Source organism: Flavobacterium sp. (genome assembly GCF_041392085.1).
GTDB lineage: Bacteria > Bacteroidota > Bacteroidia > Flavobacteriales > Flavobacteriaceae > Flavobacterium.
The window spans coordinates 347,114-372,756 of sequence record NZ_JAWKMW010000005.1; the positions used below are offsets into that span (position 1 = coordinate 347,114).

Consider the following 25,643-nt stretch of genomic DNA (forward strand, 5'->3'; position numbering starts at 1 on the left):
GATAATCTTTTGGAACTTGGAATTTTCCTATCGGAATTTGTAGTGTTTATTCTTCTGAAGTAGAATCAGCTTCTGCAACTGGAGCGGCAGCTACTGTCTCTTCTACTGCATCTTCTGCAACCTCAGCTTCCTTCTCAGATCCTCTTTCCGTAAGACCTTCAACGATTGCACCGGTTACTAAAGATAAAATTTTGTCTATTGATTTAGAAGCATCATCATTTGCCGGAATTACATAATCCACTTCACGGGGATCTGAATTAGTATCAACCATTGCAAAAACTGGAATGTTTAATTTTTGAGCTTCTTTTACTGCGATGTGTTCCGCTTTGATATCTACTACAAATAATGCAGCAGGTAATCTTGACATATCAGCGATAGAACCTAAGTTCTTCTCTAGTTTAGCACGAAGACGATCGATTTGTAATTTTTCTTTCTTAGAAAGTGTATTAAAAGTGCCATCTTTCTTCATTCTATCGATAGAAGCCATTTTTTTAACCGCTTTACGGATAGTAACGAAGTTAGTCAACATTCCACCAGGCCATCTTTCTGTGATATACGGCATGTTAGCGGCTGTTGCTTTTTCGGCTACGATATCTTTTGCTTGTTTTTTGGTAGCTACAAAAAGTACTTTTCTACCGGAAGCTGCAATTTTTTTCAAAGCTTCATTCGCTTCTTCAATTTTAGCAGCTGTTTTATATAGGTTAATGATATGAATACCATTACGTTCCATATAAATGTAAGGAGCCATGTTTGGGTCCCATTTGCGAGTCATGTGTCCAAAATGAACACCAGCCTCTAATAAGTCTTTAACTTCAACTTTGTTTGCCATTTTTGTACTAGTTTACGTTCTGTTGATTAGCAATGATGGAGTAGCGAATTTCTCTGGTCTTCATCATTTAGATGCTAAACTAATTTTCCGATTGCTTCGGAATAATAACAACAATAACTTTTTTAATAATAATTTTGTAAATCGATTAACGTTTAGAGAATTGGAATCTCTTACGAGCTTTCTTCTGTCCAAATTTCTTACGTTCTACCATTCTAGGATCTCTTGTAAGTAGTCCTTCTGGTTTTAAGATAGCTCTGTTTTCAGCTTCTACCTCACACATCGCTCTAGCGATAGCCATTCTCACAGCTTCAGCTTGACCGGTTGAACCACCTCCATATACATTTACTTTAACATCAAAGTTAGTTGCATTTTCAGTCATAGACATCGGTTGCATAACTTTGTACTGTAAAGTAGCTGTTGGGAAGTAGTTTTCAAATTCTCTTTTGTTTACGGTGATTTTTCCTGTTCCTTCTGAAACATAAACACGTGCTACAGCACATTTTCTTCTACCGATTTTGTGAATAACTCCCATTACTTTAGATCGTTTAAGTTAACGGTTTTTGGTTGTTGAGCGGTATGTTTGTGCTCAGAACCAACATTTACATTTAAATTGCGGAATAGTTGAGCCCCTAATTTATTTTTAGGCAACATTCCTTTTACAGCCTTTTCTACCAATAATGCAGGGTTTTTTTGTTGCATTACTTTAGCAGTCAAGCTTCTTTGTCCACCTGGGTAACCTGTGTGACGGATGTACGTTTTGTCATCCAATTTGTTACCAGTCAGGTTGATTTTTTCTGCGTTGATAACGATTACGTTATCACCACAATCAACGTGCGGAGTGTAACTTGGTTTATATTTACCTCTCAATAGCATTGCTACTTTTGAAGCAAAACGACCTAAGTTATGACCCTCAGCATCTACAACAATCCACTGCTTGTCTGCAGTAGCTTTGTTGGCTGAAACTGTCTTGTAGCTTAATGTGTTCACAATAATTTATTTTAATTAAACATTCCATCCCCAATAAAGGGGATGCAAAAGTACAATTAATTATGATAAAAGCAAATAGCTTCTTCAGAATATTTTTTTGGTACTGTTTTTTGATTAAAATTGTAGCTAATTCTAATACTGTAAAGAAGATAGCAACGTTTGATGTCAAACTATTTTAAACTAAAAAAACTGGTTTTTATTAAAAATTCATCATTATTGTTGTTTATGACATCATTTAAGACTAAAATCTATTAATAATTTTTTATTTTTACATCTAAATTTTTGTAACATGAAGCCAAAAGCCACCTTAAAGCAGATTTCAAAAGATTTAGGAATTTCCGTTTCAACTGTTTCCAAAGCTTTGAGTGATAGTCATGAGATTAGTGAACCCACTAAATTAAGGGTCCAAGAATATGCAAAGCTTCAAAATTATAGGCCTAATTCAATGGCCAAGAATTTAAAAAATCAACGAACCAATACAATAGGCGTTATCATACCCAATATATTAAATCCTTTTTTTGCCAAAGTTTTTAGTGGAATCGAGAAAAAGGCAAATGAAAAAGGGTACAATGTAATCACCTACATTTCTAATGAATCCTTTAACAAAGAAAAGCAAGCAATGGATTTATTAAGTAATGGAACGGTTGATGGGTTTATATTGTCTGTTGCAGAAGAATCTCAAACGAAGAATGTATCTTCACACTTTAAAGAAATTCTTCGAGAGGGTTTGCCTATTGTTATGTTTGATCGTACAATGGATGATGTAAATTGCGACAAAGTAATTGTGGACGACTTTGAATCATCTGTTGAAGCAGTCAATCACTTAGTTAAATTAAGATGTAAAAAAATTGCACTTCTGTCTTGTATTGATAATTTAAGTGTGGGGAAACTCCGGGCATTGGGTTATGAAAGGGCTTTAAAAGACAATAAAATTGAAATTAATAATCAGTATATCATCAAAACCGACAACCATAACGATTTTGATTTACGGTTGGAAAAATTAATTGCCACAAAAGAAATTGACGGAATTTTTGCTTTAGATGAACATGCCTCAACAATGGCAATGAAAATGGCTATTCAAAAAGGCATTCAGATACCAAAAGAATTGTGTGTGATTGGGTTTGCTGATGGTATCTGGTCTCGTAGGTTAACACCAAGTTTATCAACCATTAGCCAACACGGACCCGAAATAGGTGAAGAAGCGGCTAAACTTTTAATAGAAAAATTAGAAAATAAACAAGAAACACCAACGTTTAAGACTACAGTTGTTAAAACAGAATTGAGACAACGAGATTCAACAAGGAGGGTTTAGGTTTGTTTATGGTAATGTTTAAAGAAGTTTTTTAGAAACAATGATTTTAAGTTTTCATGACTTAATTCAGTTTTCTGATTATTCTTTTCGTTTGTTGGAACAAAACTTTCCAATTTTAAATCAGATATTAAATTTTTATTTTTAGCAATTATATGAATAGGGGTTTTAAATGAATTTCTTTCAGAGGTAAGTAAAGGGGGTTGATGGTCGCCAAAAATCACGAAAATGGTCTCGTTGTATTCCGTCAAAACAAATTCTGTAATTGTTTTAATTTGATATTCAATAGCAGCAAAGTAGTTTTCTTTTATATTGTTGTTCTGGCTTGTGGTGGGTTTAAATGCTTTTCTTTCTGCGGAATTACATTCTTCCCAATTTGAAAACAAATGTGTGGGGGTTTCAAAATCAGCATGAGAATTAATTGTTTCTACAAAAAAACTAATGGGTTGATTAGGATACTTTTCTTTTAAAATAGTTCTCGATTTATGTAGCATATATTGGTCAGGTGCCGAAGGGCCGAAGTTGAACTTTTCGCCATTATATTCTAAGTCTTTAAATTTTATTACATTTTTTGCCCCCAAAAAAGACAATGTTTCGTCCCATTCTATCTGAAAATTATCATATCCGCCAACGGCCGCTATAAGATTGGTAGCATATCCAAATTCATTCAAAATAGCCAGTATAGATTGTGTTTTGTATTTTTTTCGTTCGTAAAACAGTTTTCGGTAAAGAAAATCTGAAGTTATGTTGATGCCCATCAAAAGACTTGAATATGCCATCCATGATCCGCCTCCGGATACAGGAGATTTTGAGAAGCTGCTTGTTATATGCCAATTTTTTGATTGTAGATTTTGATTAAATTCGGTCATCAGTTTGGTATATTTTTCACGAAAAAAAAGATCTTCATGTAGAATTGCACCATAAGATTCGATGGCTATAAAATAGATGTTTGGTTTGCTTTGTAAAGAAATGTCTTTTTCAACTGAATAAGCTTCATTTTCTATAATTTTAGTCAAATTAGTTAATTCCATTTTGGTTTTTTTACAAAAAAAACGATTCGACTGAAGGACTAAAATTGAAAATTGAATTGTGAAAAAACGAAGATAATTAAAATCAAATTCTTTTTTAAAGACAAATGGGTTTGTTTTTTTTGCTAAAGAATTTACGAGAGTGACTCCTATTATGCTGAAACAAAAAAGGACTAACATTTTTGCATCACCATAATAAATTAGCTTAATTAAAATACCGTTTATGTAAACTAAGATTGTAAGAACTACTAGACTTAAAAAAAAGCCAAATACTAATTGTATTCGATAGCCATTAAGAGCAATTCGAAGTCCTTGTTTAATCAGTTGCCAATCGGATGCTATACATGGAAACGTTTTGTAGATTCCTAAAATAGTGTAATGATAGTAAAAAAGAACAAGCGTAAATATGTAAAAAAATGACGAAATGACTATTGCCCAAAAAAAAGGAATTGTGCTTTTTAAAAAAAGAAAAACAAGTACTAAAAGTACAAATTCAAAATTTATTCGGAAGATATCTTCATTAAATCGATTGATTATTTTTTTAAACTGAAATGATTTGTTACTAAAGATTTCTTTTATTGGAAAAAATTCACTTGTATTTTTATGAAAAAAATACCTTGGAAGGAAAAGAGAAAAATTTAACAGTAAAAAAAGTAATAAAATTATCATTTATAAAAATTAAGGTTCAAATCCAGCCCAAGCACTTGGATTTTCTTTTATAGTAACGCCTATTTTTCCCGAAAAAGTGTTTTTTACTTTTGCAGAAACTTCTTCAAAGATATGTCTTGCTACAAATTCTGTAGTCGTCAATTTTCCTTTAAATAGTTCTAAATCATCTAGGTTTTGATAGTCTAACTTTTTCAAAACATCCTTCACAATCTTGTGAGCTAAACCAATATCGATGACAACATTGTGTTCATCAAGTTGTTCGGATTTAAAAGAAACATCTACAACATAGGTGGCTCCATGTACATTTTGTGCAGGACCAAAAAAAGGATTTTTTAAGGAGTGGGCTATCATTATGCTTTCTCTTATTTTAACAAAATACATCGTTTATATAGTTTAATATTTAACAACAGTTATAAAATTAGTATTGATTTTGTGGTTAAAAAAATAAGGTAACTCTTCAAACGGAATAAGTGAAATATAATCACGAATGGGAATAGTATGCACTAGTTTTTCGGCTAGTTTTTTTCGACTAAAAAAATCTTCTGAATTTTTCTTTATCAATGGAATGGCAGAAACTTGAGCACTTATAATCTGTAATCGGTTATAATGAAAATTGCCACCTAAATTTAACTGAATAGGATGATTTCCATACCAACTTAATTCTATAATTTTCCCTTCCTCAGCAGCATGGTCAATACAATATTGTAACCCTTTTTCACTCGTTGAAACATGAAAAGAAAGGGTAAATGCATCGGTTTCTTTTGCAATTGTAAAGCCATTTTTTGCTAAAATCGCCACTTTTCCTTCGTCCTTTTCTTTTACATAAACCACGGCTTGGCAATAACCTCTCAATGTTTCAGCCAAAAGCACACCCACACTTCCGAGTCCGCAAACCAACACTTTTTGATTGGGTTGAACATCCGAAACCCAAATGGCATTAATTACGGTTTCCATATTGGCCAATTGTGTCGCTAAAATTGGATCGGATTGTTCGGAGCATACAAAACAATCTTTTTCTTCCACCCAGCATGTTGTTTGATGCGGATGCATCACGTGTATTAACGCTCCGTTATTGTTTGTTCCCACCAAAGAATAGCCATATTTTATAGGAAAATTGAAAGAACCTACCATGTAAGGAACAGCCATTTTTTCATGTAAAGACGGAGGAACTTTTCCTTGTGATACAATTGTTTCTGTTCCCAAACTAATGGAAGAATACAGACTGCTGATTTCTATTTTATCCGAATTAGGCATTTCAATACTTTCCGAAATAATTTCTGAGTGATTGTTTTGTAGATGCCAAAAGGATTTGTAATTCATTACGTTATAAATTTGAGACAGTCATTATGGCGTTGCCAATTTTATAATAAGTCGGATTTTTTAAATGAATAGCACCGGAAAGTTCATTTATTTCTTCTAATTCTATTCCATTTAATCCTGAGCCAAAAAGTAATGGAGCGATATGAAACTCAATCCGTGAAAGCGTATTTTCTTCTATAAATTTCCGAATTGTTTGAGATCCACCTTCTATTAAAACCGAATGAATTCCTTTTTTTTTCAATTCCTTCAATAATTTTGTGGAGTTAATCCAACCATCTTCATTTTTAACAACAATTACTTCAGTTTCTGCCGGTAAATTACCATAATCCAAATCAGTAGAACTCATTAATAAGGTTTTACCGGTTGAAAGTGTTTCTAAGGCTAGTGTTGAATTGGCAACAATCACTTTTATTGGGTTTTCACCCTTGACTAAACGTACATTCAATTGCGGTTTATCAATTCGAAAAGTGTTTCCTCCAATTAAAATAGCATCTACTAAGGCTCTAATGCGATGCGAATGGATTAAATTTTCGTGATTGCCTATCCATTTTGATTTTCCGGTTGGGGTGGCAATTTTCCCATCAATGGTTTGGGCTATATGTACGCAAGTAAACGGAACTTCTGCTGCTCGATTGACTAAAAAATAACCTAAGTAAAGTAAAAAAATTTTCTTTACCTTTTTTGGAAAAACATCTGCAAAAGCTACATCGTAAAATTCATCCGCTTGAAGGTGTGCAGGATTAAACCGAATAATAGCAATACTGTTTAACGGCAATGAAGTGGAAAAACTTTTTTGTGCTTTTAGTTCATGTGAAATCAAAATAGATTCTCGATTACAATCAATCGTTTTATAAATCGCTTTGATTTCTAAAAGTAATTCCCAATAAATCGCTTTGATTTTCATTTAATGCAAAATAGATTTTAATTTTTTTCGATAAAAATGAACAAATAACAATCCAAGCACAATGCATTGTCCGGATGCTATCAAATATACAAACTTTGTTTGTGGTTTAAAAAGTAAAAATAGATTCAACGCAATGAATCCAACGATAAAAGCCATCACTTTTTTTGATGGGAGTAATTTGTTTTCTATCATAAAATAAAAAATCACCAAATTAAGCAGATTTGAAATGCCTATGGAAAGGATAGCCCCATTGATGCCTATGATTGGAATCAAGAGATAAAACATTCCCGCCATGACGATAATTTTTATCAAAAGTACGTTGTTTAATTTTGAAACTTTTTGCTTGTAAATAAGGATTAAGGCCATAAAACGAATGCCAATTAAAGGGAAAAAGGCCAAAACCATAGGGATGAAATAAGTGGTTAGTCCGACATATTTTTCATTTTGTAAAAACCAATCAATATTAAAACCAAACCCGATTAAAAAACTAAATACAACTAATCCAATCCATAGATAAAAATCCAATTGTTCTTGAATTTTATTTGGATTTGAAAACGTTTTATCGCTTAAATTACTATACAAATCCGGACGAATAGCATTGTCAACAGCATTAAAAAAAGTATTCGTTGCTCCGATAATGCTTATTAAAACGGCATAGCGGGCTAACTCTGAAAGGGTCAAAAAACGTTCTATAAAAAATCGGTCCATTTGACTTTCTATGCTGTATAAAACTAAAAAAGGTAAAAAAGGCCATGAAAAACGGAGTGATTCCATTAAAAGTTTTTTGGAAATCGAAAACTGAAATAAAGTAGAATTTTTAAATAATATAAACGAGAGTACGAGTAAATTTACAATAAGAGCCGCCGCTAAAAATCCAAAAAAGGAAGTGTGAAAAACAAAGACACAACACAATTGTAAACCATGTGTGGCAAGAGCAAGAACAATACTAAACAAGCTATACGCTTTAACTTTAGAATTGTTTTGTAAATAAATAAAAAATAAGTTGTTTAAGTTGCCAACAAGAAAACTAGAAAATATCAGATACGAATAAGGGAAAAACTGCATGTCGTTTTTGAACAGTACATCAAAAAGGTTTTTGCCAAAAAACAAAAACAAAACCAGCCAAACGAGCGTACAAATGACATTGAAATGAAATATAGTTCGAAAAAGAGCAAGTTGTTTGACCTTATTTTCATTCTCGTAAAAGAAAATGGTTCTATAAGCTTGTTCTGTTTTCAAGTTGAAAAAAATGGAAAAAACAACCAAAAAGGAATTGGTTAACGCAAGCACTACATATTCTGTTGGTGTCAGAAATTTTAAATAAATAGGGAGTAATACCAACATCAGAATTGGGGAAAGGATTCCGGTGAACGTATAGACTACTGTTTTTTTCATCTATTTTTAGTAATGATCAACAACTTGTATTTCATTTGTTTTTTGGTATACAAATGGTCTAATAAAACCCCGCCTTTAAATAGTTTTTTATAAGGGGAATTTTTTTTAAACAACCTAAAAAACAGCCTTTGAGTATAAATTTTAAAAAGTGATTTTAATCGCATAAAGGGAGTTAAATCTTCACTACTTATACTAAAATTAGCATCATCTATTTGTATGTCATTTTCTGAAATAAGGCTGTTTAAATGCCAATTTTCTTTTAATTGTTGGCTGATGGTATTCTCGTGACCGTCAAAAAAGTCATCTACAATAACAAGTTGACCGTTTGGCGTTAATGCATCTAGTAAAGTGGTGAATGACTTTTGAATGTCTAAACTATGCTTCAACGATTCTACACAAAAAATAAGGTCAAATGAGGTTGAAATTTCATCAAATGAGGCCAATTGAAACTGACAATTTTCGATTTTTAGTTTAGTTTTTATTTCATTGGCTCGTTCAATTTCTCTTATACTCACGCTAATGCCTACTACTTCTTTTGCTTGATTTTTGACAAAAAGAAAACTACCAAATCCAACGCCACATCCCGCATCAAGAATTGTTTTTCCTTTGCAGTCTACTTTCGAAACCAGGAATTCATAAATGTCTGAAAATCGCTCAGAGAAATGTAATTGCTTATGTATTGGATAGACAGCTTCTTTCTTGAATTTAGCTTCCAATTCAAAAAGCGAATTGTAAAGTTGCGATATGTCTTTTGCGGTATTCAAACTAGTACTTCTTTTTCAAAATAAATATAAATTCATTAGCAAATTGGAGAGGGACGAAACTTTTGCTTACTTTTTTATAGTTTTTAAATAGGCCAAAACTGATGATTTTTTTAATTTTCATCAGTTGCCATTGATCGGCAATACAGGTTTCAATTATAAAATGGTGTTGGTCAAAAAGTAACTTCCATTCCTGATAGGTTTTGGCATCTTGATGTCCTTTTTTATTAATAGTAAAAAGCATTTTTTTGGTAAAAATCCATCGCCAGGAATTGGCATTTCGAACCATCAAACAAATTTTTGCATCGGGTTTTGTCACACGGTTTATTTCTTCTAAAACACTCTTTTTATCAATCATGCGTTCTAAAGAGCCGAGACAGGTTACATAATCAAATGTGCAGTTTTCAAATGGCAAATGCTCTGCATTTCCAACTACAATGTTGTCATTGGGCAACTTCAGTTTTGCTTTTTCAACAGCAACTTCGGAAATGTCGATGCCATAGTTATTTGTTTTATAAAGTTGACTAACTTCTAACATTCTCCCTAAACCACACGCCACATCTAAAAAGTTTTTAGCGGGTTGGAGTTGTAATAATTCAGCAAAAATAAGATAGGCTTCCTTCGGGCGAAGATAACTTTCTCCACGTTTCGAGTAAGTTGTGTTAAACCATTTTTCGATGGTTTTTTGTTCTAGTTCAGTTGCGTTCAAAATAATAAAAAGCGTTTGGTGTTTACACAATAGTCCGTATATTCTTGTTTGAATAATTCTTTTAAAAATTCTTCTTCAATTCGCACTCGAAAAAGCATATATACAAAATAGCCTACTAAACCAATCCAGCTTATATAGGTTGGAAAAATGAGTCCAAAGCCAATAAAAAACAGAAACATACCATCTAACCCCGGGTTTCTGGTGTACTTAAAAATTCCGTTGGTATGCAATTTAAACGAATCGTTTTTCTGTTTGTTTTCCTTTCTGATATAAAGCATCGAACCGAATGTAATTGCTCTTCCCAAAAGGACGAACAAAACACCTAATAGTTGTAATTCGAAAGCGGGTTTAAAAATTTGAAAAGAATCAGCCATTGGATAAAAATAGAAAAAAGGAAATAGAAAATAGCTATTAACCAAAATCGTAGGGATAAATAATAGGATAACTTTTTTGGCAAAAGACCATCGATAAATGGTTTGAATTAGTGCACTTTCTACTTTTGGATAATTTTTATTTTTGACAAAAAAATTGCTTGTATTGGCCACACTTGGTACGTGAAAAAATACTAATTCAATCACTAACGTAACATAGCCAAAAAGAAAAGCAAATAATATCATTTAAGATTGTATTGAGCTAATAGTGGTTTAAAATTTTCATCCCAAGTGGCTACTTTTACCTTAGAAACCGCTTGAATTAAAGAATGGTATGTTTCTTTCTCTGTACTAATTTCGTTTATTTTAGCAGCAATCAGGCTTGGATCAAAAGTATCCAAAACTCCAGCTGATTTTAATTTTTGGTTGTTTTTAAAATCACCTACCGGTGTAATGAGTACCGGAAGATGCGTGGCAATTGCTTCTAAAATCCCCATACCAAAACTTTCATAATCTGAAAAGTGAAAACATAAATCATACTTTAAAAGTAATGCATTAATATCTTGATGGGAAATTTTTCCTTTATAATTAATTTTTTTTGGCTTAATAGACATAAATTTTTGAAAATAATCATCCGATAATATTTCACCATAACAATCGATTGACAATGTATTCGATTTTGCATTTGCAACTGCATCAAGCAGACGAAAATGACCTTTCCCTTCAATAAAATTAGCGAGATAAATGACTTTTTTAGGTAAATCAGGAAATGATGTTTTGTGTCTCCAATTTAAATCTACACCTGGTTGAATAATGATTCCAGCATCTGAAATTTCCAAGGTATCAAGAAGGTGTTTCTTGGAGTTTTCTCCTGTAAAAAGAAGTTTGAAATTTTTACCGATTTCTCGCTCAATTTGTTCAAATAAGTATTTTTTCTCATTTGTAGGTTGAAGGATTGAAGGCCAAAGATGAATTAAAAACGTAATGGAATAGTTAGCCAATTTGGATAAAGTAATGTTTTCAGAAATTAGTATGCCATCCAGAATATAATGACAATTTTTGTCAAAGGGATAAGTGTTTACCTCTTCAATAATTTCAATCTTTGTTTCGGTATACTTATTTAAAAATTCATTTAAATGAGCATTAAAAATGGTTCCACCACTAATTTTAAAATGAATATTGGTTGTGAGAATAAAAATCTTCATTTTCGAAAGGTAAAAAATTCATAAAAAGAAATTGAAAATGAAAAAATTATTAGGGCAGTTCCGGTAGTAATCAGATAAATTCCGATTGTGTTTGCGAAGAAAAAAAATAAAGGAAATGACACAAAATAAAATCCCGCAATAAAACGAGCATATTTCTTTTTTTGTTCAACAAATGTTGATTTGCTGTACACAAACGTGATTATTTTATAGAGATAACGCAATAGGCCACCGATAGTTATCCAACTTAATTCAGTATGTTTGCTACTAATTAAAAGAGAAAAAAGTAAACAGTAAAATGCATCTACTTCCATGTCTAAATTCCCGCCAAAAGTAGTTACTTGATTCAATTTTCGAGCTAAGAAACCATCTAAACCATCTAAACTAACGACTACTAGCGAAAGTAGTGCTAGTTCTGTTGTTTCTGTGAAAAAAGGAATTGTAAAGAGTAGTCCCAAGCGAGTTAACGTTATAATGTTTGGAATCCCACCCCATTTTTTGTAGGTTGTGAACGATTTCCAATTTTGAACGACATAAATACTAAACAAAATGGCTCCTAAAAAGTAGGTAAGCAAAAACTGATTGTAAAATAAATCAAGAAGAGCAGCACAAACCATGCTAACGGAGTGAAGAAACAAAAAATCTATGTTTTTCCCCTTTAAAAACATTTTATAGTTCTAAAAAATGGTTGAAAAATGTTTTTTTGGTTTCCAAGTAGTTTTGATTGTGAACAGTAGCTTTAATTTGAATAGGAATTCTATCGATTAATTGGATGCATGATTGCTCAAAAGCAGCTATTTTTTCTGGATTATTGGTCAATAAGTAAATAGATTTTATTTTTAAATCTTGTAAAATTTGCACAGCATCTTCAAAATTACGTCCATCTGCTGGTAAACCTAATGCTAAATTAGCTTCAACTGTATTTTTACCGTTTTTTTGTAAATTATAGGCTTTCATTTTATTGATAATTCCAATATTTCTGCCTTCCTGACGTAAATACAGCAATACACCACCATTTTCTTGAAAATAATCAAGAGATTGATGTAATTGTTTCCCACACTCGCATTTGGTTGAGTGGAAAATATCTCCTGTAATACACTCCGAATGTATTCGAACAGGGATAGGAGTTTCAAAATTTGTTTTTTCATGTACGAATACCAAGTGAGGCATCCATTCTCCTTCATTTGCAGAATAGGCAATCATTCTAAAGTTTCCCCATTCCGTGGGAAGAATTGTTTCAACTTGATTTTTTAACATATTCATTATTTTATAAAAACAAATTTACTAATTCAAAAATAGATTTATTCTAAACAATTATGGCTTTTCAGTCTATAAGGATTAAACTAATCATTAGTAAAAAAGCTGCTCCAAACAGTGTCTACTTGACATGGAAATTTAGGATTAAATCAAGTTTTTCCTGTGTGTGATTAAATTGAAAAAAGTCAAAGAGAAAACAAACAAATGCTAGAGTCAGTAATTGTTTGACCATCATAATTATTTTTCAGTAGATGCTTTTAACAAAAAATGGTTGCGTCAAATAATTATCAATGTGCTTCCAACCAATTTTTACCTATTCCCATTTCTACTTCTAATGGAACATCAAGTTTGAATGCATTTTCCATTTCATGTTTAATTAGAGGTTTAATTTTTTCTAATTCAGAATTATGAACATCAAAAACCAACTCGTCATGTACTTGTAACAACATTTTTGATTTCCAATTTTCTTCGGTTAGTTTTTTATGAATATTGATCATCGCAATTTTTATGATATCAGCAGCCGAACCTTGAATTGGTGCGTTTACGGCATTACGTTCAGCAGCTCCGCGAACTACTGCATTTGCTGAATTGATGTCTTTCAAATAACGTCTTCTTCCGGAAACTGTTTCTACAAAACCATTTTGTCTTGCAAAATCTACTTGATTAGACATATACGATTTTAGTTTAGGATATGTTTTATAATAAGCATCAATCAAGGCAGCACTTTCAGAACGTGACAAATTGGTTTGATTACTTAATCCAAAGGCAGAAACGCCATAAATAATGCCAAAATTTACTGTTTTGGCATTACTACGTTGCTCTTTTGTGACTTCTTCTAAAGCTACATTAAATACTTTTGCGGCTGTACTTCTGTGAATATCTTCATTATTTTGAAAAGCTTTAATCATATTTTCTTCACCAGAAAGTGCAGCAATAATTCTCAATTCGATTTGAGAATAATCGGCAGAGAGGAGTTTGTAATTTTCATCTCGAGCTATAAATGCTTTTCTGATTAATCTTCCACGTTCCGTACGAATCGGAATATTTTGCAGGTTGGGATTATTAGAACTTAATCTTCCTGTTGCCGCAACTGTTTGCATATAATCGGTATGAACGCGACCTGTTTTTTTATCAACTTGTTCAGGTAAAGCATCAATATAAGTGCTTTGCAATTTTACCATTTGACGCCATTCTAGAATGTCACGAACAATTTCATTGTCTTTTGCCAAATAACTTAATACTTCTTCGCCGGTTGCATATTGTCCAGTTTTGGTTTTCTTTTGTTTTGTTCCACCAATTTTAAGTTTTTCAAACAAAATATCACCTAATTGTTTTGGGGAAGCTAAGTTAAATTTTTCACCGGCAGTTTCATAGATTTTTTGTTCTAAAGCACTACTTTCTTTAGCCATTTCAACAGACATTTTCTTTAAGAAATCTTCATCGAGATTAATGCCTTCCATTTCCATCGCCGCTAAAACTGGAACTAATGGAATTTCGATTTCATCGAATAATTTTTTGGTTCCAACTTTTTCTAAAATCGGTTGAAAATGTTCTTTAAGTTGCAAGGTTATATCGGCATCTTCAGCTGCATATTCTTTAATAGCTTCTAATTCAACTTGTCGCATAGAAAGTTGATTTTTGCCTTTTTTACCAATTAAAGTTTCAATGGATTTTGGTGAATACTTTAAATAAGTTTCACTCAAAACATCCATGTTGTGACGCATATCAGGATTTATCAAATAATGTGCAATCATCGTATCAAACAATTTCCCTTTTACTTGAATTCCATAATTTGACAGTACTTTTATATCGTATTTACAGTTTTGACCAATTTTTTCAATTTTTTCATTTTCAAAGAAAGGCTTGAATTTATTGGCTAAAATCTGTGCTTCTTCTTGGTTTTCTGGAAATGGAACATATAAAGCTTTCCCTTTTTCATAAGAAAACGACATTCCAACTAACTCCGCGTTTAAAGCATCAATTCCTGTAGTTTCAGTATCAAAACAGACAGAAGGTTGATTCATAAGATTTTGAACAAGTAGATTGACAGGTAAATTGCCTTCAACAATTTGATAATGATGTTCAGTGGTTTCCAAAGTAGCATATCCTGAATGATAAGTTGTTGAATCATCATCTGAAAATCCAAATAAATCCATTTGTTCATCGCTGGATTTTTTTGGAGTAGGTTTTTTTACTGTTTGAGTATTTGGTTTTTCATTCCCATTGGTTTCAATTTCATCATATTCTTTTCCGGTTCCAAAGAATTTATCGAACTGAGTTTTCATTTGACGAAATTCTAATTCCTGAAATAAGGCATCGGTTTTTTCTACATCGGGTTTGGACAATTCATAATCGGTAGCATCAAAAGTCACCGGACAATCGAGTAGGATGGTGGCTAATTTTTTGGAAAGCAATCCTTTTTCTTTATTCGCTTCAATTTTTTCTTTGATAGCACCCTTAAGTTCATGCGTGTTAGCCAATAAATTTTCAATTGAACCGTATTCTGCCAAGAATTTTTTAGCCGTTTTTTCTCCTACTCCCGGAAGCCCTGGAATATTATCAACAGCATCACCCATCATTGCCAAGAAGTCAATTACTTGCAACGGATGTTCAATTTCAAACTTTTGTTTCACTTCTTCAATACCCCAAATTTCAATGTCATTTCCCATTCGTGCGGGACGGTACATAAAAATATTTTCAGAAACCAATTGACCAAAATCTTTGTCAGGTGTTACCATAAACACTTGATAGCCTTCTTTTTCAGCTTGTTTAGCAAGTGTTCCAATCAAATCATCCGCCTCATAACCTGCTTTTTCGATAATCGGAATATGCATTGCTTTCAATAATTCCTGAATATACGGAACTGCAATTTTGATAGCTTCGGGTGTTTCATCGCGATTGGCTTTGTATTCCTTAAACATTTCCAAGCGGTAATCGCTTCCCCCTTTGTCAAAAGCAACCGCCAAATGATCTGGCTTTTCGCGTTTAATCACATCCATTAGCGAATTCATGAACCCCATAATAGCGGAGGTATCCATTCCTTTGGAGTTAATTCTTGGATTCTTGATAAAAGCATAATACCCACGAAAAATTAAAGCGTAAGCATCGAGAAGAAAAAGACGTTTTTGCGTTGACATAATCCTTAAATATTGAAGAATTCAAAGATACATTTTTGATAGCTAAAAAAGAAAAATGCCGAAACCAATTTCTGATTTCGACATTTTCCAACCACTATAAAACACCAACTTTATTTTATATTCATTTGTTCTAACTTAGCTTCGAGAGCATTAATTTTTTCTAATGCTAATTTTAATTGGGTATTTTCTTTTTCTAAATTTTCAATTTTATCGTTTAAGGCTTTGATGGCTTGAAAAACGATTGGGTCATAGTCACCGTAAGCTGTTTGTAAATACCCAAGATTATCTTTAGTTACTTTTTCCGGGAAAATTTCAGCAATTTCTTGAGCAATAAAACCCATTTGATAACCTTTTGGTCTATTTATATTAGTAGAATTATCATCCCACTCATAATTTACACCTCTAAGTCTTATTATTTTTTTTAATGCCTCTTGTGGGTTAATTGTAGTTATATTTTTTTTCAAACGTTTGTCTGAATTTGCTAACCAACTACCAGCAGTTGCTTTTGAAGCAGTTCCGCTTACTTCTAAATCATTTGTGGATGGAGTCATATTAATACCTACTTTTCCGTCACCAGTTGCAACTATAATATTTCCGGCACCCCCGCTATGAAAAACATTGAATCTGCTATCTGCCGGGGTATCATCGGTTCTACCAAAGAGAACCCACTCATTGCTGATTTCAGTAGCGTTTTTAAAGCGAATTCTTGCTCCTGTGTTGGCAGAGGATTGTTCTAATTCAATATGAGAGACAGTGCCATCACTTATACCACTTATATTCAATAGAGCATTACTATTGTTTAATTCACCTATACTTAAACGATCTGAAATATAATTTCTTCCCACAAAATAGCCTGCCCATCCATTAGAAGCGGCAACTTCGTTATAGGTACCATAATGGGTACCTCCTGCAGAAGCAGAAATTTGGTTGAAAGTACCGTATTTAATTCCATTTCCTGTAGATGATGCACCATATTCATTCCGAGTACCGTAATAAGTCCCGTTAGCAGAGATTGCAAAATCTGTAAAAGTTCCTGCAAAACCATTTGCTCCTGGGGTTCCACTAGTAAATCGATTTCTGACACCTGCCATCAAAGAGCTACTGGAATTTGCTGTTAAGAATTCGTTGTATACACCAAACATGTTTGATGCATTTGTAGAACGCATTCCATTATATACTCCATATTGGTCTCCAGTGCTGCCATTTTCCATATTGTTAAAAGTTCCAAACTGCTCTGCAGAGGTGGTTCCTCTAACCCAGTTGCGGGTACCATATTGACTCCCTATGGCGGTAGAGTTTAGTTCATTAAATACTCCATATTTTTGTCCAGTACCAGTTCCGTCAGTAAGATTGTAAATAGCATAATTATTTCCAGCACCAGTTGCAGATGATTCATTAAAAATAGCATGACTTCTACCTGTTCCTGCAGCTGTTTTATTAATATTGAGGCCATAAGTTGACCCTGTAAAATTATCAGTTTTGGTAATTCTTACTGCAATTAAATCAGTGTTGTCAGTTTCTAATATATCTAATTTTGAATTTGGATTACTTAAACCAATACCAACATCGCCGGTATCTTCTACAATAAAAGCATCAACTCCATTGTCTTGTATTGCAAAATCACCCGTGCTGTTTAAATTAATATCAAAGCTATTTACACCTTGACTAATTACTGTAGGTTGAATAAGGGCTCCACCTAATCGTATATCATTCCCTACTTCTGTTAATCCATTACTGGCGGAGGTGCTCTCGCCTATACTTGGAGTTACCCAACTTAGATTACCAAATGCATCGGTTTGCATAATTTGGCCATTGGTACCTCTTGTAGCAGGAAATACATAATTATTACCAGTCGTAGTTCCAATTGACACATTTCCTAAAAAGTAGCCAGCATAACTATTTGACTTTAATGCTTCGCTGTAGACCCCATAGTGGGTACCTCCAGCAGTAGTTTCAATGATGTTATATGAACCATATTTAGAGCCTAAACCAGCACCTCTAACATCGTTATAAGTTCCATATTTAGTTCCATTTGACCCACCCCATAAATCATTTCTAACCCCTATTTCAGTATCATAATTAGAAAATGAAATAAACCAATTTCTTTGTGCAGTCATCCCAGCCCCTGAACCTGCTAGGGAATTATATAGGTTTATCTTATTTCTTGTTCCTGTAGATTCATCACGTAAACTAATAGATTGTACTACTCCTCCTGTTGTGTAGGAACCTGAGTTTACTACATTAATGCCAGCACCTCCTTGGTCGTTTTCGATATACAATCCTCCATAATCTCCAGTGCCTGTATCAATTTTTAATCTGTATAAATTAAATCCATCGGTATTATCATTAATACCAATTGCAGTTCTTCCTAAATGATATATGTTGTCATTAATATTATCCGGATTCGTATTGGTAGGGTATTCTAACCAATCCACATCACCACCTGATACATTTTGAAAGCTTAGGTTTCCGGATCCATCAGTCACCATGACTTGTCCGGCTGTACCGTCTGTTCCGGGCATTAAGTAACGATTGGTTGTTCCTTGTCCTAATGAAGTACGCCCTTGAAAGTAGGCAGCATAACCGTTTGTAATATCTTCAACATTGGTCCTAATTCCGTATTCAATACCTGCTCCTGTTCCTGTAATATCGGCAAGAAAACCATAGCGAGTGCCTGTCCCGCCTGTCATACTAACTACATTTCCATAATTTGTTCCTGTTCCTCCTGTTATTTGCGTTCTCGTTCCATAAAGAGTGCCTACACCTCCTGTTATAATGTTGTTTAATCCGGTTGCATTTCCGTTAACGGTGCTAAAATTATTTTCAAAACCAACTCTTGAACCAAAACCAGTTATATTGAAATTGTTTTGAATACCATAGGATTGTGTAGAATTATTGTTGTTATTAAAACTATTGTTCATACCCGTTAAAAAGGAAGCTCCTGTGCTTGAGAAAGTATTTTGAAGCAAGGTTTGACTCCCTGTCCCATTACCAGTATAAACGTTGTTGTACATAAAAGAATTATTACTCCCTAATAATGAAACAAAATTATTTACTGAACTGTAAGTTAGTGACCCAGCATTGGAAATGGTTTTACTAACAACTAGTCCTCCAGAGCTATTTGTAGGTGTTGTGATAGAAAGAATTCCATTATTAATATCTACGTCACCTTCAGTATAAATATCATCGGTTATAGCATTTGGTGCATTACTTGTTCCTTGTTCATACCAATCCACATCATTTCCTGCTAAACTGGAAAGATTTACTGTTTGAGGGATAATCCCATCATCTTCAATTTCTAAGGTTAGAATATTAGTTGTAGAATTAAAACTAAAATTATCAATGGTTTGATTATCTGTTCCCGTTCCATCTTGAAGCGGAGCTAAATCAATGGAAGTTCCTGTTCCATTTTCAATGTTTAGATTTAAAGTTGTTCCTGCTAAAGTTGGGGTAATCAAATTTTGGTCATCAGTATTTATGGATGCTAAGTTTACCGTTTGAAGCGGTTGCCCATCATTTTCTAATGAAAGTCGCAAAGTTGATCCACTTAAACTGAAGTTATCAATGGTTTGATCATCGGTCCCGGTTCCGTCTTGAAGCGAAGCTAAATCAATAGAAGTTCCTATGCCGTTTTCTATGCCTAAATTTAAAGTTGTACCGGTTAAGGTTGGAGTAACAAGGTTTTGATCATCTGTTGAGACAGACGGTGTTGCCCAGGAAACATTTCCAGTCCCGTCGGTTTGCATTACTTGACCATTAGTTCCTCTAGAGGCTGGAAGAATGTAATTATTTCCTGTGGTTGTTCCGATAGAAACATTTCCTAGAAAATATCCTGCAAAACTGCCACTTTTTGAAACATTAGAATAAATTCCATAATGATTACCTGGTAATGAGTCGTCTATAGATGTGTAAAAACCATACTTGCTGCCGGTATTTGTAATACTTGAAGTAAAAGTTGAACGATAACCAAACATTCTGCCATTTCCAGCGTTTGAAGAAAAAACACCGTCATACAGTAATAAGTCTTGTGAGTTACTGGCAGAATTTATAGCATAAAAATTTGAACTTGTTGAAGAGAATGTTCCGGATAAAGAATTTTCTAAACCATAATAATTATCAGTACTAAATCCTTGTAAAGCTAAATTAATTCCTCTGCTCCGTCCGGATGTATTAGGAGACATTAGAGAGCGAGCAACAGATAAACCAGAATTATTACTTGGATTAAAATCTTGAACGTACAAGGTTGAACCAAAATTAGAAGTGGAACTTGTACCTAAATTAAGTTTTCCTAATTTAAAAATGTTATCGGCGATAGAATTTGGAGGAGAGGTTGTACCAACTTCGTAAAAATCATGATCGATTGTTGGTGCTTGTGTGATGGGCATCCACTGCGTACCATTAAAAAAGTAAAAGCCCACTCCATTTCCACCAACCGTAGTAGCATTAGTGTTCCAAATTATTAATCCTGTGGCAGCAGTATTTGTTCCGTCTAACTGTGAAGTTGTTACATTAGGCAGGTTTACTCTCGGTACCAAAACACCTTTATCTGTAGCCGAAATGTCAAGTATCGAAGATGCGTCCGGAGTAGTAGTATTAATACCAACTTGTGCATTTACAGATAAACCTGTAAACAAAATGATTAGTACAATTTTTTTCATCACTTTATTAGATTAATTTTAGTATTTTTTTTAATGGAAGGTTAAGTGATTTGGGAAATCAAGATGATGTAAAATTCTGCATTTTAAAAATTTCCTTTTTCACCCTTTTGGGTTATTTTTATTTAAATTAGTGTTATTAAATTTGTCATCAGTCACTACAATAAATTATGCGAGTTAAACAAATTGTTTTATTATTCTTTTTATTTACCAGTCTAATTTTTAATGCTCAAGATGCTAAGCCAGACGCTTATCAGGATAGTTTACAAACAATTGTTCAATCGTCTAAGGATAAAGTTCAAAAGAAAGAAGCCTTGTTTTTGTTAGGAGAGCATTTGGTCCAAAGAAATCCTCAACTTGCTGAGGAAATTGGAAATGATATCAAAGCAAATTATTTAAATAAAAAAAGTACTAAAGAGAAAATTCGGTTGCATTGTATTTATGGTGCAAGTCATCGTTGGCAAGGAAATTATACCACTTCACTGGAAAATTATAATGAGGCTTATAGTCTATCTAAGAAAAGTAATGACTCTTTAGAAATTGCCAGAAGCAGTTATTTTATAGGGAGTATTAACATGTTTGTTGGAAATAATGTTTTAGCTCAAAAACATTTATTAGAGGCTTCCAAGATTTACGATAAAATAGGCAAACCCATTGAAAAAGCAGAAATAAACAAATCGCTTGCAAGTTTTTATTTAAATCTTAATCAATTTGAGAAAGGAAAAGATTTATACATCAAGGCTTTAGAGCAGTTTAAAGTATTAAATGACAGTGCAGGAATGTCAAGTGTAAATGCAAATTTAGGATATGTTTATACAGAACTTGGTGATTTCAAAAGAGCAGAATACCATTTGATGGAACAGAAAAAGCTAAATGTTGTTTTTCCTACATTAAGAGAAATGGGTTTTCACCATGACTTTTTAGGTTTGTTAAGGCAAAAACAAGGCCGATTAGAAGATGCCTATAAAGAACATTTAAAAGGATATTTAATTCGCAAGAAGCTTAGTAGTACTTATAATGTTTGTGAATCTAGTTTAAATATGGGAGAAGTATTGATTAAGTTAAAGCGTTATGATGAAGCTATTCCTTATTTGCAAGATATTTTTATATATAAAGAACATGAATCGTTAAACCAAAGACAAACAGCTTATTATTTACTTTCCGAAGCATATGAAAAAAAAGGAGAAATCGATTTGGCTTTGGCTAATTTTAAACGATATAAAGAAGTAAGTGATTCTATTTTTTCTGAAGAATCACTTGAAATAATTGCCGAAAAGGAATCGCAATATAATCAACAAAAAAAGGACAACGAGATTCAACTATTAAATAAAGAAAAAGAAATTTCAGAGGCCAAACTTTCACGATTTAAAACCTTATTAATCCTTTTTTTAATTGGATTAGGAATTGTATCAGTAGCTTCTTTTGCATTATATAAACTGTATGCTAAAATAAAAGCGAAAAACAATATCATTGAAAAAGCTTTAAAAGACAGGGAATTACTTTTACATGAAACACATCATCGGGTAAAAAATAATCTGCAGATGATTTCTAGCTTGTTGAACTTACAATCTAAATATGTTGAAGACAAGAAAGCATTGGAAGCTTTGCAAAAAGGAAGAAATAGAGTTGAGTCGATAGCTATTTTACACAAGCATCTTTATACAGATGAAAATTTGACAAAAGTTAACATTCAAAATTATTTTGAGAGTTTAGTTGCCAATATTATGAATTCGTATTCGAAAGGAAATAGAAATATTGAGGTAAAATGTAATGCTAAAGGAATATTGATGGATGTTGAATCTGTAATACCAATTGGTTTTATTGTGAATGAATTGGTTACCAATACTTTAAAACATGCTTTTCCTAATCAAGAAGAAGTCATCCAACAAGAGATTTCTATTGAGATGAAAGAGTTCGAAAAGCTATATGTTTTACAAGTTAACGATAACGGAATTGGCATGAAAGAGGAGGTTATTAAAAATGAAAAAGAAGAAACTTTCGGACAACGTTTAATACAATCTTTTATTCAGAAACTAAAAGCTAATTTATCAATAGATATAGCTGATGGGACACATGTTAAAATTGAAATTCCGAAAAAAAGTTAACGCAAAATTTCGTTTATTTTTGCAATCGTTTCGCTTCGGCTATGGGTATCCATTTTTTCAAAAATATTTTTTAAATGTGTTTTTACGGTATTTAAACTGACAAAATTTTCCTCAGCAAGTTGCTGATTGTTCTTGCCTTCATACAACCCTTTTAATATTTCAAACTCTTTTTGTGTTAATTCGTTTGTAATCAGCTTGTTGATATTTTCTCTGTTTAGGTCTATAGGAATCAGGAATTTTGAAAAATTATAAATAGCAATTTCAATTGCAGAATAGAGCTCTCTTTCATTAAATGGTTTTACGATATAACCCATTGGCAAAGTATTTTTTGCCTTGTCTAAAATTTCTTTACCAGAATAGGAAGTTAGGTATATAAAAGGTATTTTTTTGGAGTTAATGTAGTTTGCGATTTCAAAACCTTCATATTCTCCCGATAAATTTAAATCAAGTAATACCAAGTCGGGTTTTGTTTTATCCAAAATTTCCAACGCATCATTTTTATCATAAGCAATTCCCTGGACAGAATAGTTTACATTGGTAAGCATTTCTTTGATGTCTTCTGCTATGATAGGGTCGTCTTCAACGATTAAAACACGTAAGAATGGCATAATCTATAAACAATTTTAAATAAATTAAGTCCTTGATTTCAAATATATGTTAAATTATTCTTTAAAGCTAATTTATAAAGTTTATCTAATGTATTTTTGTTAGAAGTATAAAAAAATGGGTTTAAGACTCTTCATTCTATTTTTGCTTGTTGCCCTCGTTGAGGTTTACGCTTATCAAGCAGTTAAAACAGTTGCTAGAAACAAATGGATTCTCATTTCTTATGTAATCATTTCACTTTCTATTATTTTTTTTATTGTTTATCAGTTTACCAAGTTCGATAGAAGCGTTGGTCAAACTAAAATGACAATGTTTACGCTCGGGCTATTACTTATAATAGTGATTCCAAAATTAATTTTAACTATCTTCATGCTGTTTGAGGATATATTTCGATTTTTTTCTGGTACACTCACTTATTTTTCAGGAACTACAAAAACCAATTCGTTTTTGCCTGAAAGAAGAAGATTTTTAAGTCAATTAGCTTTAGGATTAGCAGCTATACCTTTTACCTCTTTGATTTATGGAATGACAAAAGGGAAATACAATTACAAAGTTATTAAGCAACAATTATTTTTTCAAGATTTACCCGATGATTTTGATGGATTTACAATTACACAAATATCGGATGTACACAGCGGAAGTTTTGATAATGCCGAAAAAATTAATTATGCTATTGATCTAATCAATGAACAAGATTCAGACATGATTCTTTTTACAGGCGATATAGTAAATACGCATGCTAAAGAAATGTTTCCGTGGATTGAAACTTTTAACAGAATCAAAAAACACCAATATGGAAATTTTTCAGTTTTAGGAAATCACGATTATGGAGAATACATTCGTTGGAGTTCGCAAGAAGAAAAGGAAGAAAATTTTGAAGCAATCAAAAAACTATATAGTCAAATAGGGTTCGAATTAATGCTGAATGAAAATAAACACATACAAAAGGGTAAAAATAAAATAGCTTTAGTAGGAGTTGAAAATTGGGGGGTGAGTTTTAAAAAAGCAGGCGATTTAAACAAAGCTTCTCAAGGATTATCAAAAGAAGAGTTTAAAATCGTAATGAGTCATGATCCAAGTCATTGGGATGCAGAAATAAACAAACATGAAAAGGATTTTCATTTAACGTTTTCAGGTCATACTCATGGATTACAATTTGGTATAGAAATACCGGGTTGGTTCAGTTGGTCTCCAGCACAGTTTGTCTACAAACAATGGGCCGGATTATATGAAAATATGGGTAAATACATCTATGTTAATCGTGGATTTGGTTTCCATGCCTATCCGGGTAGAGTTGGTATCATGCCGGAAATTACGGTTATAGAACTAAAAAAAGGAGAAAAAGTAGCGTAATTCGTAAAATATGCTACATTTGTATTAATTATGTTAAAAAATAGGTTTAAATTTAAATAAAATTTGTCCTTATGTCAAAGTTTGGTGAACTTATTAATGCTCAGGTTCCGGTGCTAATTGATTTTTACACGGAGTGGAATGAGTCATCTGTAGCAATGCATCCTGTGATTAGAGATGTTGCCGCTGCTTTGGGTGATAAAGCGAAGGTAATTAAGATAGACGTTGATAAAAATCAGGAACTTGCAGATGCTCTTCGTATCAAAGGTCTTCCTACCTTGATGATTTATAAGGAAGGCCAAATGGTTTGGAGGCAATCAGGAGAGTTAGATGCCAATACAATTATTGGTTTGGTTCAAGAGCAAGTCTAACGGATTATAGCACATTGATATCCGTTTTCGGATAGAAATTCAAGCGTTTTTGGGAGTGTATATTCCAAATTCGGAAATGCTTTTATACTGTCGTGAAAAACAATAATACTTCCCGATTCAATGTTTTTTAATACGTTTTCTAAACATTTTTCTTTAGAAATTTCTTTTTTATAATCGGCACTCAGTACATCCCACATGATTATTTTATACCCTAATTTTCGCAATTTTTTAGATTGTACAGGTGTGATTTTACCATAGGGTGGACGAAAAAGGGTTGAATGTTTTTTTTCTCTGGCTGATTGCTGAATAATATTCGAGCATAGTTCAACTTCATCAAGGTAGTCTTTGGTTGATGTATTCCAACCTTTTACATGATTATAGGTGTGATTTCCTATAGCATGACCTTCAGAGATTAGCTTATTAAATTGAGTAGGATACTTTTCAACATTATTACCAATACAAAAAAAAGTGGCTTTGTAATTATATACTTTTAGTTGTGCTAAAACCCAATCGGTTATTTCAGGAATTGGACCGTCGTCAAAAGTTAAAAACACTATTTTCTCGTTGTTTGGAATACTCCAAACATAATTTGAAAAAAGTTTTTTTATAATTGGTTTCGTTTTAATCCAAAGGGAATCCATAGCTTTAAAACAAAAGAGCCAAATTATTGGCTCTGTT

The 25,643-nt window shown here is 32.6% G+C and carries 22 protein-coding genes; 4 read left to right on the plus strand and 18 right to left on the minus strand.

The window, feature by feature from the left end; translation table 11 throughout:
- Positions 1 to 46: 46 nt before the first annotated feature.
- From rpsB to rplM, 3 genes are all read right to left on the minus strand, one after another.
- The gene (gene rpsB / locus R2782_RS04515; RefSeq protein ID WP_371266879.1) at positions 47 to 829 is read right to left on the minus strand and encodes a 30S ribosomal protein S2; all 783 of its coding nucleotides are present in this window, start codon (positions 827 to 829) and stop codon (positions 47 to 49) included.
- 145 nt (positions 830 to 974) lie between these two features.
- Positions 975 to 1,361, minus strand: coding sequence for a 30S ribosomal protein S9 (gene rpsI / locus R2782_RS04520; RefSeq protein ID WP_129463372.1), 387 nt, complete (start codon positions 1,359 to 1,361; stop codon positions 975 to 977).
- A complete protein-coding gene (gene rplM, locus R2782_RS04525; protein ID WP_371266880.1) occupies positions 1,361 to 1,816 on the minus strand; it encodes a 50S ribosomal protein L13 in 456 nt (151 codons plus the stop codon). The genes rpsI and rplM overlap by 1 nt, the downstream gene beginning before the upstream one ends.
- A 289-nt stretch (positions 1,817 to 2,105) precedes the next feature.
- Here rplM and R2782_RS04530 point away from each other — a divergent pair, with 289 nt between their 5' ends.
- Positions 2,106 to 3,128, plus strand: coding sequence for a LacI family DNA-binding transcriptional regulator (locus R2782_RS04530; RefSeq protein ID WP_371266881.1), 1,023 nt, complete (start codon positions 2,106 to 2,108; stop codon positions 3,126 to 3,128).
- On the opposite strand, the gene R2782_RS04535 is transcribed toward R2782_RS04530, so the two are convergent.
- The 13 genes from R2782_RS04535 to R2782_RS04595 all read right to left on the minus strand — a co-directional run bounded on the left by R2782_RS04535 (position 3,125) and on the right by R2782_RS04595 (position 20,536).
- The gene (locus R2782_RS04535; RefSeq protein WP_371266882.1) at positions 3,125 to 4,156 is read right to left on the minus strand and encodes a sulfatase-like hydrolase/transferase; all 1,032 of its coding nucleotides are present in this window, start codon (positions 4,154 to 4,156) and stop codon (positions 3,125 to 3,127) included. The two genes, R2782_RS04530 and R2782_RS04535, sit on opposite strands and share 4 nt — an antisense overlap.
- 675 nt (positions 4,157 to 4,831) lie before the next feature.
- On the minus strand, positions 4,832 to 5,203 hold the full coding sequence (locus R2782_RS04540; RefSeq protein WP_371266883.1) for a 6-pyruvoyl tetrahydropterin synthase family protein: 372 nt from the start codon (positions 5,201 to 5,203) through the stop codon (positions 4,832 to 4,834).
- Positions 5,204 to 5,215: 12 nt separating this feature from the next.
- The gene (locus R2782_RS04545; RefSeq protein WP_371266884.1) at positions 5,216 to 6,142 is read right to left on the minus strand and encodes a hypothetical protein; all 927 of its coding nucleotides are present in this window, start codon (positions 6,140 to 6,142) and stop codon (positions 5,216 to 5,218) included.
- Between the two features lie 4 nt (positions 6,143 to 6,146).
- Positions 6,147 to 7,046, minus strand: a complete 900-nt coding sequence (locus R2782_RS04550) for a RibD family protein (protein WP_371266885.1) — start codon at positions 7,044 to 7,046, stop codon at positions 6,147 to 6,149.
- Positions 7,047 to 8,441: a lipopolysaccharide biosynthesis protein gene (locus R2782_RS04555; RefSeq protein ID WP_371266886.1), complete on the minus strand. Its 1,395-nt coding sequence runs from the start codon at positions 8,439 to 8,441 to the stop codon at positions 7,047 to 7,049.
- On the minus strand, positions 8,438 to 9,205 hold the full coding sequence (locus R2782_RS04560; protein WP_371266887.1) for a class I SAM-dependent methyltransferase: 768 nt from the start codon (positions 9,203 to 9,205) through the stop codon (positions 8,438 to 8,440). Before R2782_RS04560 ends, R2782_RS04555 begins: the two co-directional genes overlap by 4 nt.
- A 1-nt stretch (position 9,206) precedes the next feature.
- Complete coding sequence (locus tag R2782_RS04565) at positions 9,207 to 9,911, minus strand: class I SAM-dependent methyltransferase (protein ID WP_371266888.1); 705 nt, start codon at positions 9,909 to 9,911, stop codon at positions 9,207 to 9,209.
- Positions 9,908 to 10,528 carry an isoprenylcysteine carboxylmethyltransferase family protein gene (locus R2782_RS04570; RefSeq protein WP_371266889.1) on the minus strand — a complete coding sequence of 207 codons (621 nt, stop codon included), beginning with the start codon at positions 10,526 to 10,528 and terminating at the stop codon, positions 9,908 to 9,910. Before R2782_RS04570 ends, R2782_RS04565 begins: the two co-directional genes overlap by 4 nt.
- Complete coding sequence (locus tag R2782_RS04575) at positions 10,525 to 11,487, minus strand: glycosyltransferase family 4 protein (protein WP_371266890.1); 963 nt, start codon at positions 11,485 to 11,487, stop codon at positions 10,525 to 10,527. Before R2782_RS04575 ends, R2782_RS04570 begins: the two co-directional genes overlap by 4 nt.
- Entirely contained in the window at positions 11,484 to 12,122 is a 639-nt protein-coding gene (locus R2782_RS04580; RefSeq protein ID WP_371266891.1) for a CDP-alcohol phosphatidyltransferase family protein, read from the minus strand. Before R2782_RS04580 ends, R2782_RS04575 begins: the two co-directional genes overlap by 4 nt.
- Positions 12,123 to 12,153: 31 nt before the next feature.
- Positions 12,154 to 12,747 (minus strand): GTP cyclohydrolase II, encoded by a 594-nt coding sequence (gene ribA, locus R2782_RS04585; RefSeq protein WP_371266892.1) that lies wholly within the window; start codon positions 12,745 to 12,747, stop codon positions 12,154 to 12,156.
- Between the two features lie 281 nt (positions 12,748 to 13,028).
- Positions 13,029 to 15,878, minus strand: a complete 2,850-nt coding sequence (polA, locus tag R2782_RS04590; protein ID WP_371266893.1) for a DNA polymerase I — start codon at positions 15,876 to 15,878, stop codon at positions 13,029 to 13,031.
- A 110-nt stretch (positions 15,879 to 15,988) separates the two neighbouring features.
- The gene (locus R2782_RS04595; RefSeq protein ID WP_371266894.1) at positions 15,989 to 20,536 is read right to left on the minus strand and encodes a tail fiber domain-containing protein; all 4,548 of its coding nucleotides are present in this window, start codon (positions 20,534 to 20,536) and stop codon (positions 15,989 to 15,991) included.
- A 167-nt stretch (positions 20,537 to 20,703) separates the two neighbouring features.
- On the opposite strand from R2782_RS04595, the gene R2782_RS04600 reads away from it, so the two are divergent.
- Positions 20,704 to 22,638, plus strand: a complete 1,935-nt coding sequence (locus R2782_RS04600) for a histidine kinase dimerization/phosphoacceptor domain -containing protein (RefSeq protein WP_371266895.1) — start codon at positions 20,704 to 20,706, stop codon at positions 22,636 to 22,638.
- On the opposite strand, the gene R2782_RS04605 is transcribed toward R2782_RS04600, so the two are convergent.
- Positions 22,635 to 23,246, minus strand: coding sequence for a response regulator transcription factor (locus tag R2782_RS04605; protein ID WP_371266896.1), 612 nt, complete (start codon positions 23,244 to 23,246; stop codon positions 22,635 to 22,637). The genes R2782_RS04600 and R2782_RS04605 overlap by 4 nt on opposite strands.
- 115 nt (positions 23,247 to 23,361) lie before the next feature.
- Here R2782_RS04605 and R2782_RS04610 point away from each other — a divergent pair, with 115 nt between their 5' ends.
- Together R2782_RS04610 and R2782_RS04615 are read left to right on the plus strand one after the other, a co-directional pair.
- Entirely contained in the window at positions 23,362 to 24,597 is a 1,236-nt protein-coding gene (locus R2782_RS04610) for a metallophosphoesterase (protein ID WP_371266897.1), read from the plus strand.
- A gap of 71 nt (positions 24,598 to 24,668) precedes the next feature.
- The gene (locus tag R2782_RS04615; protein WP_248435864.1) at positions 24,669 to 24,965 is read left to right on the plus strand and encodes a co-chaperone YbbN; all 297 of its coding nucleotides are present in this window, start codon (positions 24,669 to 24,671) and stop codon (positions 24,963 to 24,965) included.
- Here R2782_RS04615 and R2782_RS04620 read toward each other — a convergent pair.
- Positions 24,962 to 25,606, minus strand: a complete 645-nt coding sequence (locus tag R2782_RS04620; protein ID WP_371266898.1) for a polysaccharide deacetylase family protein — start codon at positions 25,604 to 25,606, stop codon at positions 24,962 to 24,964. The genes R2782_RS04615 and R2782_RS04620 overlap by 4 nt on opposite strands.
- Positions 25,607 to 25,643 lie beyond the last annotated feature (37 nt).